Here is a 16,286-nt window from a genome sequence, read left to right on the forward strand (position 1 = left end):
CGATTGCTATTGTTTATGCGGGATTCACAAAGTTTTTTATATAAAGCTTTGCGTTTTGCAAACCTCACTTTAAAAATAATGTCTTTGCGCATTTTGCGGTTACATTCTACTTAAGCCATTCAACTTGAAATCTGAAACTTGAATCTTAAAAAATCTCAAAAACATTCTATAAAAAAGAATTGTTTTGTTTTTGTAAAAATTTGGAAAACCTTATTTTTGCATCACAAAACTAAAAATTAGAAATGGGAAGAGCGTTCGAATTTAGAAAAGGAAGAAAAATGAAACGTTGGTCTGCAATGGCCAAAACATTTACCAGAATTGGTAAAGATATCGTAATGGCTGTTAAAGAAGGTGGACCAAACCCAGATGCCAATTCTAGATTAAGAGCCGTTATACAAAATGCGAAAGCTGCAAACATGCCTAAAGACAATGTTGAGCGCGCTATTAAAAATGCAAGTAATAAAGACACTGCTAACTATAAAGAAATTTTGTTTGAAGGATACGCTCCTCACGGAATTGCAATCTTAATTGAAACTGCTTCTGATAACAATAACAGAACTGTAGCTAACATTCGTAGTTATTTCAACAAATGCAACGGTACTATGGGAACTCAAGGTTCTGTTGAGTTTATGTTTGACCACACTTGCAACTTCAGAATTGCGAAAGATGGTATCGATGCTGAAGAGTTAGAATTAGAATTAATTGATTTTGGTGCTGAGGAAGTTTTTGAAGACGAAGACGGAATCTTAATCTACGCTCCTTTTGGAAGTTTTGGTGCTTTACAAAAAGAATTAGAAAACAGAGGTCTTGAAATCCTTTCTTCTGGTTTTGAGCGTATTCCGCAAATCACTAAAGAATTAACTGAAGCTCAAATCGCTGACGTTGAGAAATTAATCGAAAAAATAGAAGAAGATGATGACGTAATGAACGTTTATCATACAATGAAAGAAGAATAGTCTTTCTATAAAATATATTTTAAAGCTCTGGATTCTTCGGAGCTTTTTTTTACCATAAACACAAATTCTTAGAAATAATGAATTCTTATTTTAGCAAATTTCAGAATGGAATATTCGCTGTCGTAAAATTAGATGGCAAACTATCTCTTTATTTTGGAGAAAACTCATGGTGGCTTTTAGACGATTGGGAAAATGACATTCTTAATGATAATTATTTTCAAGAAATAGAATCTTTAAAAATTGAATTTGAAAGTATACACAATGCATTTAAAACTGAATATTCCGATTTAGATAAAAGCACTTATCTTCCTAGTTTGTATATCGACTTTGACCATAAGGAACTTTATAATAACTTTTTTGACCAAGCTTTAGAAAATAGAATTATTGAAGGCTGGAAAGGTATTTTTATAGAAAATCAGAATCAATTTTTAGAAATGATTCCTGAAAATTGCAGGTACTGGAAAATATAAAAATTGGAGTTTTTAAAACTTTTTTGTTTCAATTTATTTTGGTTTTAGTTTCAAATAAAAAATTATATTTGCTAATATCAGATGTAAAACCACTTAAATCTTCATTATGCAATCATCAAAATTTATGAAATTTGCTGTAATAGCGCTTGTAATCTTATTTATTGTCATTAGTATTATTAGCTAAAAAAATATAAGTCTTTTGGTTTTCAAAAGACTTTTTTATTTAAACAAATTCTCTAAATGAAACTAATAGAAAACTTCTATTGCATACAATCTGTAAATTTCGCCGACGATACTGAAGGAATAAGTTCAATCAAAACAGAATTAGTAAGACCTTCTATAAAATTATTAGATGTAGAATATTCTGAAAAAAAGACCTCTACAAAAAATTTAGTTGCTAAATCATGTGGAGCTTCTGATGAAGATTTTACTTTAGATGAATTATTGTTTTTATCAAAAACATACGGATTCGAAATTGAAGAAGACGATAATTTAAAAGGATATTATAAAAGCGTTTTAAAAATTCATAAACTGTATGACTGCCCTGGCTATATCACTTTAATGGAACTAGACGGAAAAGAATATTTAAAGATTGAATTCCTTCGTTGGCAATTTGACTGTCAACCTAGAGGCGCGGGAGAAGATATGCTGGGAGAAGATATGCTGGGAGAAGATATGCTGGGAGAAGATATCACCTACATTCTTGGCATTTGGGAATCGCCATTACTGACAGATGAAATAGTTTCTAAAATTAAAGCAAGTAACTAAAAATGATAAAAGTATTAGAAAAAGATTGGGAAATTTTACATAAAAACTTCAGAATAAGGAGAGAAGAATTGTTTCTCATTTTTCCTTACAGAGCAAATTTTGAAGAGATGAAACAGTTACTTCTGGAATCAAAAACAGATTCTGTATTCAATAATCGATTTAATGCAATATTATGGAGATTTCCAATTTCTATGTCTGATAATGAATTTATGAAATTATTGCAATTCTTTTTATTAGAGAATTGGCATCATGATCATGAATTCATAATTAGTTCTTTTCAGGATACTTTTTATGACGATAAAGAGAACATCAAAATTTTAATGCAAGCCTTTTCTTCGCTTCCTGAGTTTTATAAATATGACGAGGCTCTTAAATATCCCTACATCCGTAAAATCATATACGCTATTGGTGCACAACCTGAGCCATACAATATTGAAGCATTAGAAACTATTTCGCAATCTGAAGACGAAGAAATAAAAGCATTAGCATTGCATCAAATTGAAAAGAGAAAACGATTGGGCAGATGGGAAGCAGAAAATGATCAATAATTTTTCATTAGAATTTCAATTGACCTTTTTTAGAATTAAATCATGATGCAGCTCAAAAAGATTACTAGTTTAAACGACTTCAAAATAGAAAACAAAAAAATTGAATTTGTTTATAAAGGCTGGGAAGAACCTAATAGAGGTCAGGAACTTGTCTATTATGCTTTACTGATTGATGGAATAGATAAAACCAAAGAGTTGTTTTCATCAGATACAATTCGATGTGTCTTCAATAAAAAAATTGAAACAGAACATCCTACAAAAAATTTTGCATTTATTCCAAACAACGATTTTCTTTTATTGAATACTTTGGACCTTACTAAAACTAACTTAAAAGTATATTTTAGAGAAAACAGAAACACATTTCAGGACAGTTTGGTCGGAAGTTTCTTTTACCCAGAAAATCATTTATTAATCAATAAAAGAAGTTTGGTTTTGACTGATCTTAGCACTTTAGAAAGTAAAAAAATAAAGTTTAAAGAAGATATAAGTATCGAATGGGCTTTTTTGATTAATGCTACTCAAATTCAAATCATTGAGGCTTTTTCAAACAACTGTTTTGTTTATGATTTAAAAGAAGAGAAAATTATTATGAAAAGAAATATTGTGAATGGATCTCTTTATCCTAATATCTTTAGATGGATTTACAGAGGACAAGAATACCAATCCAATCAATTACAAATGGAACTGATTCAAAAAAAGAGGATAAATCTATTAGTACTTATTTCAAAAATGAATGATATATTAGACAAAATAACATTTCATTACTGAAAATAGATGAAGAATTATTAAAAAAGGACGGATTGTGGACGTCATTAATAGAAGATATTGAGTTTGGTATTGTTGGCTAAAAAATCAAATAATGGGAATATATGCGCATATAATTAAAGATTGGCAGAAACATGATCCTGAAAAAGTTTTTATGGACGCAACAAAAGTGTGTTACACTATAAATGCAATGTTCAATTTTGGCAATGTAAAGATGTTTTTTCCTGATGGAAAACTAAAACACACCTCTGTAGGCATAATTGATGATAAAGTTTCAAGCTCGAAGGCCAATGAAAATCAATTTATATTTAATATTCAAGGTGTTAATGATGAAGATATCGAACTTGGATTAGACAAAGATCTCGATTATTTAGTGCCTAATAAAAGATTATGCAGTCTTGCTTATATTGAAAAAGTAAGAGACAGTAATACAGAATTGATTTTCCGTTTTGCTTATGAATATCTAAAATTAAATCAAGACGAATATTTTTGGTTCGAATGGGATTATGCTTTTAGTTGGAACGATATGATAAAGCTTAAAAAACTTCCTTTCAATAAAAATTGGTGCTTTATAAATCCTGATACTCTTTGATTTAAATTGTATCTTAACAAACACAGAATTATAATGGCACTAAATAATATTGAATTTGAACAATTTAAACAAACTCTGAAAAAAGCAAGTGAGGAGTTGGGAACAAAAGAAATAGTATATTTTTCTGAATGGGCTTATTTTCTTCCAAGTCACACGCTTAAAATGAACGAGGTATCTCTTCCTGAAAAATATGATATTCCAACTGCCTGGGACGGCTTTGGAATTGATGATCTTGATAAATTAGAAAAAATCGGATTTCTAGTAAAGACCTTTGAATGGGAAGAAGAGTCGTTTACGTTCGAAAAAATTATAAAATACCTCATCATAGCACAATGAATTTTAAAAACGAATTAGAAAACTTCAAGTATCTTTTTTTGACGGTTTAAAATTGCATAAAGTAAACGATCAATATAATGATTGGTTAAGTTCTGATGATTATGCTATTTGGAGTAATTCGTATGTCGAATTAAATAATAAAAGAATTTATCTTATTCAGGAAAATGTGAAGGTATTATCTAGCTTAAGATTCTATACTAAGGAAGAGCTCGAATTATTATCTTCAAAATACAATTTTCAAATAAAAGAAAAAGATGGTGTTTATTATGCTTTTACAGAAACTCAAAATTTGAGACAATTTGAAATTTCAGAAAACGATGATCTAATTGTTATTTACTGCACTCATGGAAGTTATGGCCCTGAAAGCATTTTTATTTATGGTGTTTACGAAAAATAGAAAACATCTTATGCATTTTATTTGAACTCATTTTAAACTAAACTTAAATAGCTTAAAAAATCACATTTCGATTATATTTGCAACACCTCAAATTTAAATTAAAATTAAAAATGCAAACATCAAAAATTACCCGAATTGCTGTCGTAGCACTCGTTCTTTTGTTCTTGGTATTGAGTATAATTAGCTGCAGTACACATACTCAAACTTATACACCTGCGCCATCTGGCAAAAAAATACCACCAGGACAAGCTAAAAAAATGAATGGAGATAAAAGTGCCAAAGCTTATGCTCCAGGACAGCAGAAAAAGAGATAAAAACAGACCTTCTGAATTTCAGAAGGTTTTTTTATATGAAAATAATTTTAACTTAGCATTAATGAGAAAACTGTTAGCCTACATTACATTAGTCTTTGCTATTGGTGGATTAATTTCTGAATTAACACATAATTTCAGGGATCTCAAATTAATATATTATAATTTGGATCCAGCCAAATATTATGAAGAAGATAAATTATACATTTATAAGATAGAGAATAATAATTCTTCCAATTCTAGCGGATCTAATTCTTGGTATTATGGTGTTTTAGAAAAGCAAAAAATAAATGAAAATATATACTATTCTAGTTCTTATTTAATGGAAAATACCCTATTAGATAAAAAGGGACAATATTTAAAAGTGTGGTATTGCAAAAATGCAAACAAAACTATATTACGAGACACAAATAAACTACAACCTACAATTTATGTTAATGGCATAATTATTTACATACTGATTTTACTTATAATTCCATGTATGATCTCTGTGCTAAAAAAAAAAGTAAAAATTAATTTTTTCACTCTTGCTTCTGTTTTTTCAATAGCGAAATTCTCAAAACGAAAATGAAGGTACTTCATTAACTATAACAAGATATTTATGCAAACGTGATGATTATTTTTTAGAACCATTTGTAACTTTAATCAAATACGTTCCTTCGGGTAAATCAGTGATATTTGAGCCGTTTGAATCCATTATTTTTCTTCCCTGAGAAAAAACCTCAATATTCTTCCCTCCTCTAGTGTCTATAGATGAAACAGCAACAGGAGACGTAGTTTTTGCAGAAGCACTACCAGTCTTTTTCACAGCACTCGAAACTGGCATTGTTTCAGTTACAGGAGGCGTCGCTGCAGAAGCTTTAGAACTATTATAGGCTTCCAAAACCTGTTCGTCTGTCATGGCTACACTATACAATCTTAAATCATCAATATCTGCATTAATGCTTGTTGAGGTATTTAATCTCCCAAGATTCAAAATATATCCTTTTGCCGAGCGTTGAATTCCTTCAACAGATTTTAATAGCTCACCGTTTCGGTAAATTTTCGAAACATTTCCGTCATATGTAATACTATAAAAATACCAAGTTTCTTTTGCTAATGGCACCGAAACGACAATATTATTTGTATCTCCCCAACCAACCAGACTCACATCTGAATTACCAGAAACTACAGGTTGCTGTATTAACCCAAAATATTGTCCATTTGCCGCTGTACCATACCCAAAAATATAATGAGGAATATTTACTGCATTAAATTTTACCCAAACCGACATTGTTTTTGGTTTATTATCCTGAGGAAGATCTCCTACTACTGTTTGATAAGCTTTATTTGTAAGTCGTAAAGCACTTTTAGGACTTCCCATTCTATCATTTACAAAAAGCGGTGCTCCTAAGAATGAAATAGTATTATCGGTACTGTATAAATTTCCGTTGAAATTAAACTCTTGCACCGGATTTTGTGCATTCGCAGTTAAAAAATTTACAAACATTAAAGTGAGTAATATTTTTTTCATAGTCGTAGCTTTTATCAGAATAGTTTTTAAGGCAAATAGTAAGTACTTGTAAAATCTAAATGTTTTGATTTCACTAGTTTGAAACTTTAGTTTATTATTTTTACAAATTTTGTTAAAACTATAATTAAAATTCAGCATATCCAAACAATTCCTACATACAAATATATAATTCTCACAAAAACACTTTTAAATTTCAAACAGGATATGCTTTTAGAATATTTCATGTTTAAGCCAGTTCAAATTTTTCTGTAGATACCAAATATGACTTGTCATTGAACTTTTTTCATTGAACTGTCATTTGTTTAAAATTATGATAATAAGCAAAAAAAAGTAGCTTTTAAAGATGAGTATGTTTTCCATTAAAAAAAGCCTTCTGAACACAGAAAGCCTTTCTTACTATTCCAAAAACCCAATTGCTTGCGCAATAAAAAACTAACTAACATTTAAAAATAAAGTAAAAAACTATTTATTATTTTGAAGTAATTTTTTTTGACGGAGTACTGGTAATTTTTAATAAATAAGTTCCTTCTGGAAGATCGCTAATATTAGCTGCATTACTTCCTGCAATTTTTTGTCCTTGCGAGTATACTTCAACTGTCTTGATTGCCCCATTAATATCGCTTGAAGTAATAATCGTTTCATTACCTGCTTTTGTTTTTACGGCAGGTTTTATCGTTTTAACTTCTGTAGGTTTTACAACCAATAAATTAACCGCTTTTTCATTCTCATACAATTCTTTTACTTGATCTGGAGATAATGCTACATTATAAATCTTTAAATCGTCTATATCTGCATTGATGCCTATCATAGTATTAATTTCACCTAATCTGAAAATATTACCATTAGTAGATCTTGTCATGCCCTCTAGATACTTCAATAATTTACCATCGCGATACATCTTAGAAGTAGCTCCTTCATAAGTAATAGTGTAATTGTACCAAACGCTCTTTTCAAGAGGTGTAGATACTATAATATCATTAGAAGCGCCCCAAGCCGCCAAACTCAAATCTGAGTTAGAAGTTGTTGTACCTTGCTGTAATAAGCCACAATATTGTGCATTAAAAGCATTTCCGTAACCCCAAATATAATTTGCGTTTGAAATATCATTGAATTTTACCCAAATACTAATTGTTCTAGCACTTTTTCCTTGAGGAAGATTATCAATTACAGCTTCCAAAGCTTTATTATTTAATCGTTGAGCTCCTTTTATAACTCCTGCTCTATCAGTCACAAAATTATCTGAACCAATAAATGAAGTTGTATTTGCGGTATTGTTTAAAGTGCCATTAAAGTTAAATTCCTGAATCGGTGTTTGAGCATTCACATTCAAATAACTTACAAACAACACTGTTAGTAGTAATTTTTTCATAATAGTAGATTTTAGGGATTAAACAACTAGGTTATTTTAATACCGCTAAACTATATTATTACCATATGGAGCTAAAATATTTCCGACAACTTACCTAAATACTCGTTAAAATAACGTTTTTTATGCATTTTGTAGACGAAAAGCATTTTTTAAAATTCATAAATACTCCTAAAAAAATAAAATAAAATCATTACAACCACTAATTTCTTACGTATAAATACGGTATTTTTAATAAAATTAAAAAATTTAACTTTTAAAACAAAGCTCTTAAATACAATGAAAAAAAATGGATATAAAAAAAACTCCATTCGTAAATTTCGAATGGAGTTTCTATATTTTGAAAAGTATTATATTACTTTACGAATTCAATTTTTTGTGCTTCTTCTTCATTAACACTATCAAAGAAACCTTGCTCGTTCATCCAGTCATCGCTGAATACTTTACTCATGTAACGAGAACCATGATCTGGGAAAATAGCAATAATATTACTGTCTTTTGTAAATTCGCCTTCTTCTGCATATTGTTTAATAGCTTGCATTACTGCTCCAGAAGTATATCCAACAAATAAACCTTCTTTTCTAGTGATTTCTCTCGCTGAGTGAGCACTTTCTTCGTCGGTTACTTTCATGAATTTATCAATAATATCAAAATCTGTAGCAGAAGGGATTAAGTTTTTACCAAGACCTTCTATACGATAAGGATAAATTTCTTTGCTATCGAATTCTTTTGTCTCATGGTATTTTTTCAATACAGATCCAAAAGCATCAACTCCTAAGATTCTAATATTTGGATTTTTTTCTTTTAAGAATTTTGCAGTTCCAGAGATAGTTCCTCCTGTTCCGCTGCAAGCAACTAAGTGCGTAATTTGTCCTTTTGTTTGTTCCCAAATCTCTGGACCTGTAGTGTTGTAGTGAGCATCAATATTTAACTGGTTGAAATATTGATTAATGTAGACTGAGCCTTTTGTCTCTTCATGCAAACGTTTTGCTACATTATAATAAGATCTTTCATCATCTGCTGAAACGTGAGCCGGACACACATACACTTTGGCGCCTAAACTTCTCAACATGTCAATTTTATCTTTAGATGATTTTGAGCTCACAGCCAAAATACAATTGTAACCTTTAATAATGCTTACCATTGCTAAACTAAATCCTGTATTACCAGATGTTGTTTCGATAATGGTATCTCCTGGAGATAGAATTCCTTTTCTTTCGGCTTCTTCAATAATATATAGTGCTATTCTATCTTTTGAGGAATGACCTGGGTTGAAAGCTTCTACCTTTGCGTAGAAATTTCCTTCTAACTCTTCGGTAATTTTATTTAGCTTAATAAGAGGGGTGTTTCCTATTAATTCTAAAACATTATTATAAGCAGTTATTTCTTCTTTCATAAAAAAATAGTTAATCAAAGGTCTTTTTTAAATTAACCTTGATAGGTTGCAAATTTAACAAAAAATTTCTAATTAGCTTTTAATTTTTTCTAAATCTAATAAAAAACTAAATTCTTTTGCTAAGTCTTTTAAAGCTTCAAAACGTCCTGAAGCCCCGCCATGACCTGCATCCATGTTTGTATCTAAAAACAAAAGTTTATTATTTGTTTTTAAATCTCGCAATTTTGCTACCCATTTAGCTGGCTCCCAATATTGTACCTGCGAATCGTGCAGACCAGTAGATACATACATGTTTGGATATTCCTGTGCTTTTACGTTATCATAAGGCGAATACGATAACATATAATCGTAATATTTTTTATTGTTTGGGTTCCCCCATTCGTCATATTCTCCAGTTGTAAGCGGAATACTGTCATCCAACATCGTGGTAATTACGTCTACAAAAGGCACCTGAGCGATAACGCCATTATACAATTCAGGAGCTTCATTTACAATCACTCCCATTAAAAGTCCTCCAGCAGATCCTCCCTCCGCATAAAGATGCTCTGGAGAAGTATACTTTTGGTCAATTACAAATTTAGAGCAATCGATGAAATCTGTAAAGGTATTTTTCTTTTTTAACAGTTTTCCATCTTCATACCATTGTCTTCCTAGATCCTCTCCTCCTCTAATATGGGCGATTGCGTAAACAAATCCGCGATCTAAGAGCGATAATCTTGTCGAAGAAAAATAAGTATCCATTGTAATTCCGTACGAACCATATGCGTATAATAACAAAGGATTTTTACCATTTTTCTCTAATCCCTTTCTATAAACCATAGAAATAGGCACTTTTACGCCATCTCTTGCTGTTGCCCAAACTCGTTCTTCTACATAATTGTTTTTATCAAACTTTCCGCCCAAAACCTCTTGCTCTTTTAATATTTCTTTGGTTTTAGTCTTCATATTAAAATCAATTACAGAGGAAGGTGTTGCCAATGATTGGTAACTGTAACGTAAAATATCGGTATCAAAATCAACATTTGTTGTTGTGTACGCATTATACGTTTCACTGCCAAAAGGAAGATAATAATCTGGCTCATCATTCCAAGGCATAATTCTAATATGATTTAATCCGTTTGAGCGCTCTTCAATAACTAAATAGTTTTTAAAAATCTCAATATCTTCCAACAAAACATCTTCTCTGTGCGGAATAAGATCTACCCAATTTTTCTTTCCTGTCTTGTCTTCTGGCGTTTTCATTAACTTAAAATTCGTCGCCTTGTCTTTATTGGTTAAAATATAAAATGAATCTTCATAATGAGAAATACTATATTCTAATCCGCGAACACGTGGCTGAAAAACAGCAAATTCTCCATCTGGATTATTAGAATTCAGAATTCTATATTCGGTAGTTAATGTACTTCCAGAACCAATAACAATATATTTTCTTGATTTTTCTTTACTGATCGATACATTAAAAGTGTCATCTGTTTCATCATAAACCAAAACATCATTTTCTGAACTGGTATTTAATTTATGTCTAAAAACTTTATCTGCTCTTAATGTCACTTCATCCTGTCTCACATAAAATATAGTATTGTTATCGTTTGCCCAAACAGAAGCTCCCGTAACATTTTCTATTTTATCAGCCAAAATTTCTCCGGTTTCTAAGTTTTTAATCTGAATAGTGTAAATTCTTCTTCCTACAATATCTACTCCAAAGCTGGCAAATTTATTATCTGGACTAATGCTTAAACCTCCTAATTTAAAATAAGCATGTCCTTTTGCCATTTCATTACAGTTAAAAAGGATTTCTTCTTCAGCAGAAAGACTTCCTTTTTTTCTTGCAAAAATTGGATAATCCTGACCCGTTTCAAAACGTGTAATATAAAAATAGCCATTGTAGAAATAAGGAACAGAAGAGTCATCTTCCTTAATTCTCCCTTTCATTTCTTCAAATAGACTATCTTTTAAATTTTGTGTATGAGAAGTCATGCTTTCGTAATAAGCATTCTCCTTATTTAAGTAATCGATAACCTCAGAATCTTCTCTGTTGTTAAGCCAGAAATAGTTGTCAATTCTGGTTTCTTTATGTTTTTTTAATGTCTTTGGTATTATTTTAGCCTTTGGGGCCGATATATCATTTTGCATTTATTAAGCATTAATTTTTAAATATGAAGACGCAAAAATAGCACAAACCCAACAGAAGAGAATTAATTTTTTCTTAAATTATTCTATTGAATTAACACAGCAATATACTAATTTTGTCTGGAATAATTTAAAAAATCAAGAAAAATGGACTTAATGGGAATGATGGGCAAACTTAAAGAAACCCAGCAAAAAATTGAAGATACAAAAAAGCGTTTAGATACTGTTTTGATTGATGAACAAAGCGCTGACGGATTATTAAAAGTTACGATTACTGCAAGCAGAAAAATAAAATCACTTTCTATTGATGATTCTCTATTAGAAGACAAAGAACAATTAGAAGATTACTTAATTGTAACATTAAATAAAGCAATAGAAAAAGCCACAAGTGTAAACGAAAGAGAATTAGATGCCGTAGCTAGAATGGATATGCCTTCTATTCCTGGAATGGATAATTTGTTTAAATAAGATTCTAAGATACTAAGGTTCTAAGTTTCTGAGTTTTCTTCTATTGTGAAGGCTTAGAATCTTAGAATCTTAGTTCCTTAGCAACTTTCTCTAAAACTTCGAAAGTGTCTCCAACACATAAGTATGCATCACTTCTTTATAATCTAGATGCGTTACAATTCTGAGCTTATTATGCCCTAAAGAGCTTATTAGTATATTTTTCTGTTTTAATTTCTCAATCAATAATTGATCGCTATAACCTTCTGCCAGCGAAAAAATTAAAATATTAGTTTCTACAGGTTCAATAGCCGCAATCCAAGGTTTTGTGCTTAAGATTTTTGCTATTTCCTTTGCGCGGCGATGATCTTCTGCTAATCTTTCGATATTATGAGCCAAAGCATACAATCCCGCAGCGGCTAAATATCCAACTTGACGCATTCCTCCACCCAATATCTTCCTGATTCTCAACGCTCTGTGAATATCAGCTTTACTTCCAAGCAGTACAGAACCAATTGGGGCGCCTAATCCTTTAGACAAACAAACCGAAATAGTATCGAAAATAGCCCCAAATTCTCTGGGATTCTGTCTTTTAGCTACTAATGCATTCCAAATTCTAGCGCCATCTAAATGAAACTTTAAATTATGAGCATCGCAAACTTTTTTTATTTCTCTTAAATCGTCTAATTCATAACAGGCTCCGCCACCTTTATTGGTTGTATTTTCAACACAAACTAAACTCGTTAACGGGCTATGATAAAACTCTGGATCATTTATTGCCGCTTTTACTTGCGCAGCAGTTATCATTCCGCGGTTTCCGTCTACTAAACAGCAAGAAACACCGCTGTTAAAAGAAACCCCTCCTCCTTCATAATGATAAACGTGTGCATATTTATCAGCAATCAACTGTTCTCCAGGTTGCGTGTGCAGTTTAATTGCAGTCTGATTTGCCATAGTTCCAGACGGAAAGAAAAGACCAGCTTCCATACCAAAAAACTCTGCTGTCCTGTTTTCCAATTCAATCACCGTTGGGTCCTGTTTGTATACATCATCGCCAACATGGGCGTTAAACATATACTGCAGCATTTCATAAGTAGGCTTTGTTATGGTATCGCTGATTAAATTTATTTCCATATTCTAAAAACTATATCTTATTTTTGTATGCAAAATTACGTATTACTTATAGTTATTCTCAGCAAGTTTTGGTAAAATTTAACTCGCTGGTTTCTCTAGACCAAATTAACGTAATAATTCTAAAAAACATATAAAAACCTATTAATTAATTTATGACAACAGCCGAACAAGTAAAAGGTATTGTGGAGCGCCTTGGTGCGTTGAGGAGGTATCTTTGACGTCGATGCTAAACTAATCGAGATTGCAAACGAAGAAGAAAAAACATTCGCTCCAGACTTTTGGAACAATCCAAAAGAAGCAGAAAACATTGTAAAAAATCTTCGAAATAAGAAAAAATGGATTGAAGATTATGATAAAGCAGTAGCACTTACAGAAGAATTACAGCTTGCTTATGATTTTTACAAAGAAGGCGAACTTTCTGTAGATGAATTAGATGAACAATATGAAGCCGCACAAGCACATATTGAAAATATCGAATTCAAAAACATGCTTTCTGACGAAGGTGACAGTTTAAGTGCTGTGGTTCAGATTACAGCAGGTGCTGGAGGAACAGAAAGCTGTGACTGGGCAGGAATGTTAATGCGTATGTACATGATGTGGGGAGAAAGTTATGGTTACAAAATCAAAGAACTTAACTTTCAAGAAGGTGACGTTGCCGGAATTAAAACCGTAACTTTAGAGTTCGAAGGAGATTATTCGTTCGGATATTTAAAAGGAGAAAACGGAGTTCACCGCTTGGTTCGTATTTCACCTTTCGACAGTAACGCTAAACGTCATACTTCTTTCGTGTCAGTTTACGTTTATCCATTAGTTGATGATAGTATCGAAATCGACATTAATCCTGCCGATATCGAAATCACAACCTCTCGTTCTAGTGGGGCGGGTGGACAAAACGTAAATAAAGTGGAGACGAAAGTTCAGTTAGTTCACAAACCTACTGGCATTCAGATTCAATGTTCTGAAACTCGTTCTCAACAAGACAACAGACAGCGTGCCATGCAAATGCTTCGTTCTCAATTGTACGAAATCGAATTAAAGAAACAGCAAGCGCAGCGTGCTGATATTGAGGCTGGAAAAATGAAAATCGAATGGGGTTCGCAAATTCGTAATTATGTAATGCAACCTTATAAATTAGTAAAAGACGTTCGTACAGGTTACGAAACCAGCGATGTTGATGGTGTAATGAACGGAAATATCGATCCTTTCCTTAAAGCCTATCTAATGATGATGGGACAGAAAGAGGAAGAATAATATCAAGTCTCCAGTTTTTTTTTAGTGTCCAGTTTTCTTTCTCAGTCACAATAAACTTGAAACCTGATACTTTAAACTTTAAAACAAAAAAGTTATGATAAAATGGGCAGATGTAATTCATTTTACAAATAAAGGAAATCCAACTCCAGATAAAAGAGTGGAAAAAACGGAAGAAGAATGGAAACAAATTCTAACTCCGGAAGAATTTCAGGTAACACGTTTAAAAGGAACTGAAAGGTCTTTTAGCTCAGAAATGTGCAGTTTATTTGAACCAGGAATTTACGAATGTAAATGTTGTGGCACTTTGTTATTTGATGCCAGCGAAAAGTTCGAATCTGGAACAGGATGGCCATCTTTTACACAACCTGTAAAAGAAAATGCAGTCGGATACCACGCGGATAGATCTCACGGAATGATCCGTGTTGAAGTAACCTGCAATGTCTGCGATTCGCATTTAGGTCACATTTTTCCTGATGGCCCACCTCCTAGTGGGTTACGTTACTGCATTAACGCAGTTTCTTTATCAAAAATTAAAGAATAAAACATAAAAAAGCGGTTCATTAAAATGAATCGCTTTTTTTAAAACCCTAACTATAAATGATTTAACAAAAAAAATGTAAGCTATAACCTAACAATTAAATTATTTGTTTTCTCCACTTAATTTTCAATTATTACAGACAAAAACCCAAGCCATTATTACTCAATTTATTAAAAAACTATCATTAAATTAATACAGTGAGTGTTAATTTTGTAAAAATCAACACCTTATTTTAAATATTTATTAAGAAATGTAAAAAAATAATTAGGTAATTAAAATCTAATTCATTTTATTTGGCAAAAAATAACCTTTTAGTCGATTAAAATTTGTCAATGAGATCCTATTCAATTCAAGAAATTAGTGAAGTTATTAATGGCGTAATTTACGGCAGTACTTCACAAAGCGTAACTGCTACAGAACAATTAGAAAAAGCAACAACTTCGGAAATCTCATTTATCGGAAATAAAAAATACGAAAAATACTGGTCGACATCTAATGCTTCCATTGCAGTTGTAAACGAAGATATTTCAATAGAGCCTGGAGAGAATCGCGCTTTTATAAAAGTAAAAAATGCCGATTTGGCAATGTCACAAATCCTTGCCCTTTTTGCTCCCCCTGCCCCAATCTTTCATAACAATATTCATAAAACAGCCACTATAGACGAAACCGCTATAATTGGTGAAGGTGCTAAAATTGGTGCTGGTCGCTACATTGGCCCAAAAGTAGAAATTGGCGCTAATACCGTAGTTTATCCTAACGTGACCATTTTAGACGAATGCACAATTGGAAGAAACACGATTATCTGGTCTGGAACTGTTATTCGCGAACGTTGTCATATTGGAAGCGAATGCATCATTCATCCAAACGCCACAATTGGTGCAGATGGTTTTGGATTTCGTCCTTGTACAGAAAAAGGATTGGTAAAGATTCCGCAAATTGGAAATGTTATCATAGGAAATGGAGTTGAAATTGGCGCAAATTCTTGTGTTGACCGAGGAAAATTCAGCTCTACAATTCTGGGAGATGGTTGTAAAATTGACAATTTGGTCCAAATTGGACATAATAGCAAATTAGGTAAATTCTGTATTATGGCCGGAAACAGTGGTTTAGCAGGTTCTGTAACCCTAGGAAACGGAGTTATTATTGGCGGAAGCGCTTCTATAAAAGACCACACTACAATTGGAGATGGTGCAATAATTGGTGCCGGATCTGGCGTTACTGGAGATGTTCCTGCAGGAAAAACAATGCTTGGGTACCCTGCCGTTGAAGCTCGTGATGCTTTAAAACAATGGGCTTTGCTTAAACAAATGGTTTGTATTCCTAAAAAAATAATTCAATTCTATTTATAAAAAAACATCCGCTTTTGCGGAT

At 31.8% G+C, this 16,286-nt stretch carries 19 protein-coding genes; 14 read left to right on the forward strand and 5 right to left on the reverse strand.

The genetic code is table 11. The annotated features are described in order from the left end of the window. The first annotated feature begins 242 nt into the window (after positions 1 to 242). The 10 genes from P5P87_RS07765 (at position 243) to P5P87_RS07810 (ending at position 5,714) form a co-directional block, all read left to right on the forward strand. Complete coding sequence (locus tag P5P87_RS07765) at positions 243 to 956, forward strand: YebC/PmpR family DNA-binding transcriptional regulator (protein WP_012024626.1); 714 nt, start codon at positions 243 to 245, stop codon at positions 954 to 956. 77 nt (positions 957 to 1,033) lie between these two features. Then, on the forward strand, positions 1,034 to 1,426 hold the full coding sequence (locus P5P87_RS07770; RefSeq protein ID WP_278022159.1) for a hypothetical protein: 393 nt from the start codon (positions 1,034 to 1,036) through the stop codon (positions 1,424 to 1,426). A 240-nt stretch (positions 1,427 to 1,666) separates the two neighbouring features. Then, complete coding sequence (locus P5P87_RS07775; protein WP_278022160.1) at positions 1,667 to 2,194, forward strand: hypothetical protein; 528 nt, start codon at positions 1,667 to 1,669, stop codon at positions 2,192 to 2,194. Positions 2,195 to 2,196: 2 nt separating this feature from the next. Continuing rightward, positions 2,197 to 2,742, forward strand: a complete 546-nt coding sequence (locus tag P5P87_RS07780; RefSeq protein WP_198857173.1) for a hypothetical protein — start codon at positions 2,197 to 2,199, stop codon at positions 2,740 to 2,742. Between the two features lie 42 nt (positions 2,743 to 2,784). Next, the gene (locus P5P87_RS07785) at positions 2,785 to 3,510 is read left to right on the forward strand and encodes a hypothetical protein (RefSeq protein ID WP_278022161.1); all 726 of its coding nucleotides are present in this window, start codon (positions 2,785 to 2,787) and stop codon (positions 3,508 to 3,510) included. A 91-nt stretch (positions 3,511 to 3,601) separates the two neighbouring features. Further along, a complete protein-coding gene (locus tag P5P87_RS07790) occupies positions 3,602 to 4,099 on the forward strand; it encodes a hypothetical protein (protein ID WP_278022162.1) in 498 nt (165 codons plus the stop codon). Positions 4,100 to 4,132: 33 nt separating this feature from the next. Further along, entirely contained in the window at positions 4,133 to 4,435 is a 303-nt protein-coding gene (locus P5P87_RS07795) for a hypothetical protein (protein WP_198857170.1), read from the forward strand. A 52-nt stretch (positions 4,436 to 4,487) separates the two neighbouring features. Continuing rightward, the gene (locus P5P87_RS07800; RefSeq protein WP_278022163.1) at positions 4,488 to 4,832 is read left to right on the forward strand and encodes a hypothetical protein; all 345 of its coding nucleotides are present in this window, start codon (positions 4,488 to 4,490) and stop codon (positions 4,830 to 4,832) included. 110 nt (positions 4,833 to 4,942) lie between these two features. After that, positions 4,943 to 5,146, forward strand: a complete 204-nt coding sequence (locus tag P5P87_RS07805; protein ID WP_278022164.1) for a hypothetical protein — start codon at positions 4,943 to 4,945, stop codon at positions 5,144 to 5,146. After that, complete coding sequence (locus P5P87_RS07810; RefSeq protein WP_278022165.1) at positions 5,118 to 5,714, forward strand: hypothetical protein; 597 nt, start codon at positions 5,118 to 5,120, stop codon at positions 5,712 to 5,714. The genes P5P87_RS07805 and P5P87_RS07810 overlap by 29 nt, the downstream gene beginning before the upstream one ends. A 45-nt stretch (positions 5,715 to 5,759) precedes the next feature. Here the strand turns inward: P5P87_RS07810 and P5P87_RS07815 are convergent, their stop codons facing one another. The 4 genes from P5P87_RS07815 to P5P87_RS07830 all read right to left on the reverse strand — a co-directional run bounded on the left by P5P87_RS07815 (position 5,760) and on the right by P5P87_RS07830 (position 11,551). Further along, complete coding sequence (locus P5P87_RS07815; RefSeq protein ID WP_278022166.1) at positions 5,760 to 6,656, reverse strand: LamG domain-containing protein; 897 nt, start codon at positions 6,654 to 6,656, stop codon at positions 5,760 to 5,762. A 469-nt stretch (positions 6,657 to 7,125) separates the two neighbouring features. Then, the gene (locus P5P87_RS07820) at positions 7,126 to 8,025 is read right to left on the reverse strand and encodes a LamG domain-containing protein (RefSeq protein ID WP_198857165.1); all 900 of its coding nucleotides are present in this window, start codon (positions 8,023 to 8,025) and stop codon (positions 7,126 to 7,128) included. A 352-nt stretch (positions 8,026 to 8,377) separates the two neighbouring features. Further along, entirely contained in the window at positions 8,378 to 9,418 is a 1,041-nt protein-coding gene (capA, locus tag P5P87_RS07825) for a cysteate synthase (RefSeq protein ID WP_008462690.1), read from the reverse strand. 72 nt (positions 9,419 to 9,490) lie between these two features. Then, positions 9,491 to 11,551: a S9 family peptidase gene (locus P5P87_RS07830; RefSeq protein ID WP_278022167.1), complete on the reverse strand. Its 2,061-nt coding sequence runs from the start codon at positions 11,549 to 11,551 to the stop codon at positions 9,491 to 9,493. A 144-nt stretch (positions 11,552 to 11,695) separates the two neighbouring features. Between P5P87_RS07830 and P5P87_RS07835 the strand changes: the two genes are divergently transcribed. Then, a complete protein-coding gene (locus tag P5P87_RS07835) occupies positions 11,696 to 12,016 on the forward strand; it encodes a YbaB/EbfC family nucleoid-associated protein (RefSeq protein WP_008462685.1) in 321 nt (106 codons plus the stop codon). Between the two features lie 90 nt (positions 12,017 to 12,106). Here P5P87_RS07835 and P5P87_RS07840 read toward each other — a convergent pair whose 3' ends face one another. Beyond that, positions 12,107 to 13,126 (reverse strand): threonine aldolase family protein, encoded by a 1,020-nt coding sequence (locus P5P87_RS07840; RefSeq protein WP_278022168.1) that lies wholly within the window; start codon positions 13,124 to 13,126, stop codon positions 12,107 to 12,109. A gap of 152 nt (positions 13,127 to 13,278) precedes the next feature. On the opposite strand from P5P87_RS07840, the gene prfB reads away from it, so the two are divergent. The 3 genes from prfB (at position 13,279) to lpxD (ending at position 16,264) form a co-directional block, all read left to right on the forward strand. Further along, positions 13,279 to 14,377 (forward strand): peptide chain release factor 2 gene (gene prfB / locus P5P87_RS07845; RefSeq protein WP_198857162.1). Its coding sequence is split into 2 segments (ribosomal slippage): positions 13,279 to 13,341 and positions 13,343 to 14,377, totalling 1,098 coding nucleotides; the frame shifts between segments, so codons are not numbered across the junction. A gap of 94 nt (positions 14,378 to 14,471) precedes the next feature. Then, complete coding sequence (msrB, locus tag P5P87_RS07850; protein WP_278022169.1) at positions 14,472 to 14,918, forward strand: peptide-methionine (R)-S-oxide reductase MsrB; 447 nt, start codon at positions 14,472 to 14,474, stop codon at positions 14,916 to 14,918. Between the two features lie 329 nt (positions 14,919 to 15,247). After that, positions 15,248 to 16,264, forward strand: coding sequence for a UDP-3-O-(3-hydroxymyristoyl)glucosamine N-acyltransferase (gene lpxD / locus P5P87_RS07855; RefSeq protein WP_278022170.1), 1,017 nt, complete (start codon positions 15,248 to 15,250; stop codon positions 16,262 to 16,264). Positions 16,265 to 16,286: the final 22 nt, after the last annotated feature.

This window comes from Flavobacterium ginsengisoli, assembly GCF_029625315.1.
Classification (GTDB): domain Bacteria; phylum Bacteroidota; class Bacteroidia; order Flavobacteriales; family Flavobacteriaceae; genus Flavobacterium; species Flavobacterium ginsengisoli.

Coding starts and splice junctions, on each gene's coding strand:
- P5P87_RS07835 (WP_008462685.1), top strand. CDS start 11,696: ATGGACTTAATGGGAATGATGGGCAAACTTAAAGAAACCCAGCAAAAA.
- P5P87_RS07795 (WP_198857170.1), top strand. CDS start 4,133: ATGGCACTAAATAATATTGAATTTGAACAATTTAAACAAACTCTGAAA.
- P5P87_RS07785 (WP_278022161.1), top strand. CDS start 2,785: ATGATGCAGCTCAAAAAGATTACTAGTTTAAACGACTTCAAAATAGAA.
- P5P87_RS07775 (WP_278022160.1), top strand. CDS start 1,667: ATGAAACTAATAGAAAACTTCTATTGCATACAATCTGTAAATTTCGCC.
- lpxD (WP_278022170.1), top strand. CDS start 15,248: ATGAGATCCTATTCAATTCAAGAAATTAGTGAAGTTATTAATGGCGTA.
- P5P87_RS07815 (WP_278022166.1), bottom strand. CDS start 6,656: ATGAAAAAAATATTACTCACTTTAATGTTTGTAAATTTTTTAACTGCG.
- capA (WP_008462690.1), bottom strand. CDS start 9,418: ATGAAAGAAGAAATAACTGCTTATAATAATGTTTTAGAATTAATAGGA.
- P5P87_RS07765 (WP_012024626.1), top strand. CDS start 243: ATGGGAAGAGCGTTCGAATTTAGAAAAGGAAGAAAAATGAAACGTTGG.
- P5P87_RS07820 (WP_198857165.1), bottom strand. CDS start 8,025: ATGAAAAAATTACTACTAACAGTGTTGTTTGTAAGTTATTTGAATGTG.
- P5P87_RS07840 (WP_278022168.1), bottom strand. CDS start 13,126: ATGGAAATAAATTTAATCAGCGATACCATAACAAAGCCTACTTATGAA.
- P5P87_RS07830 (WP_278022167.1), bottom strand. CDS start 11,551: ATGCAAAATGATATATCGGCCCCAAAGGCTAAAATAATACCAAAGACA.
- P5P87_RS07805 (WP_278022164.1), top strand. CDS start 4,943: ATGCAAACATCAAAAATTACCCGAATTGCTGTCGTAGCACTCGTTCTT.
- P5P87_RS07790 (WP_278022162.1), top strand. CDS start 3,602: ATGGGAATATATGCGCATATAATTAAAGATTGGCAGAAACATGATCCT.
- P5P87_RS07810 (WP_278022165.1), top strand. CDS start 5,118: ATGCTCCAGGACAGCAGAAAAAGAGATAAAAACAGACCTTCTGAATTT.
- P5P87_RS07780 (WP_198857173.1), top strand. CDS start 2,197: ATGATAAAAGTATTAGAAAAAGATTGGGAAATTTTACATAAAAACTTC.
- msrB (WP_278022169.1), top strand. CDS start 14,472: ATGATAAAATGGGCAGATGTAATTCATTTTACAAATAAAGGAAATCCA.
- P5P87_RS07770 (WP_278022159.1), top strand. CDS start 1,034: ATGAATTCTTATTTTAGCAAATTTCAGAATGGAATATTCGCTGTCGTA.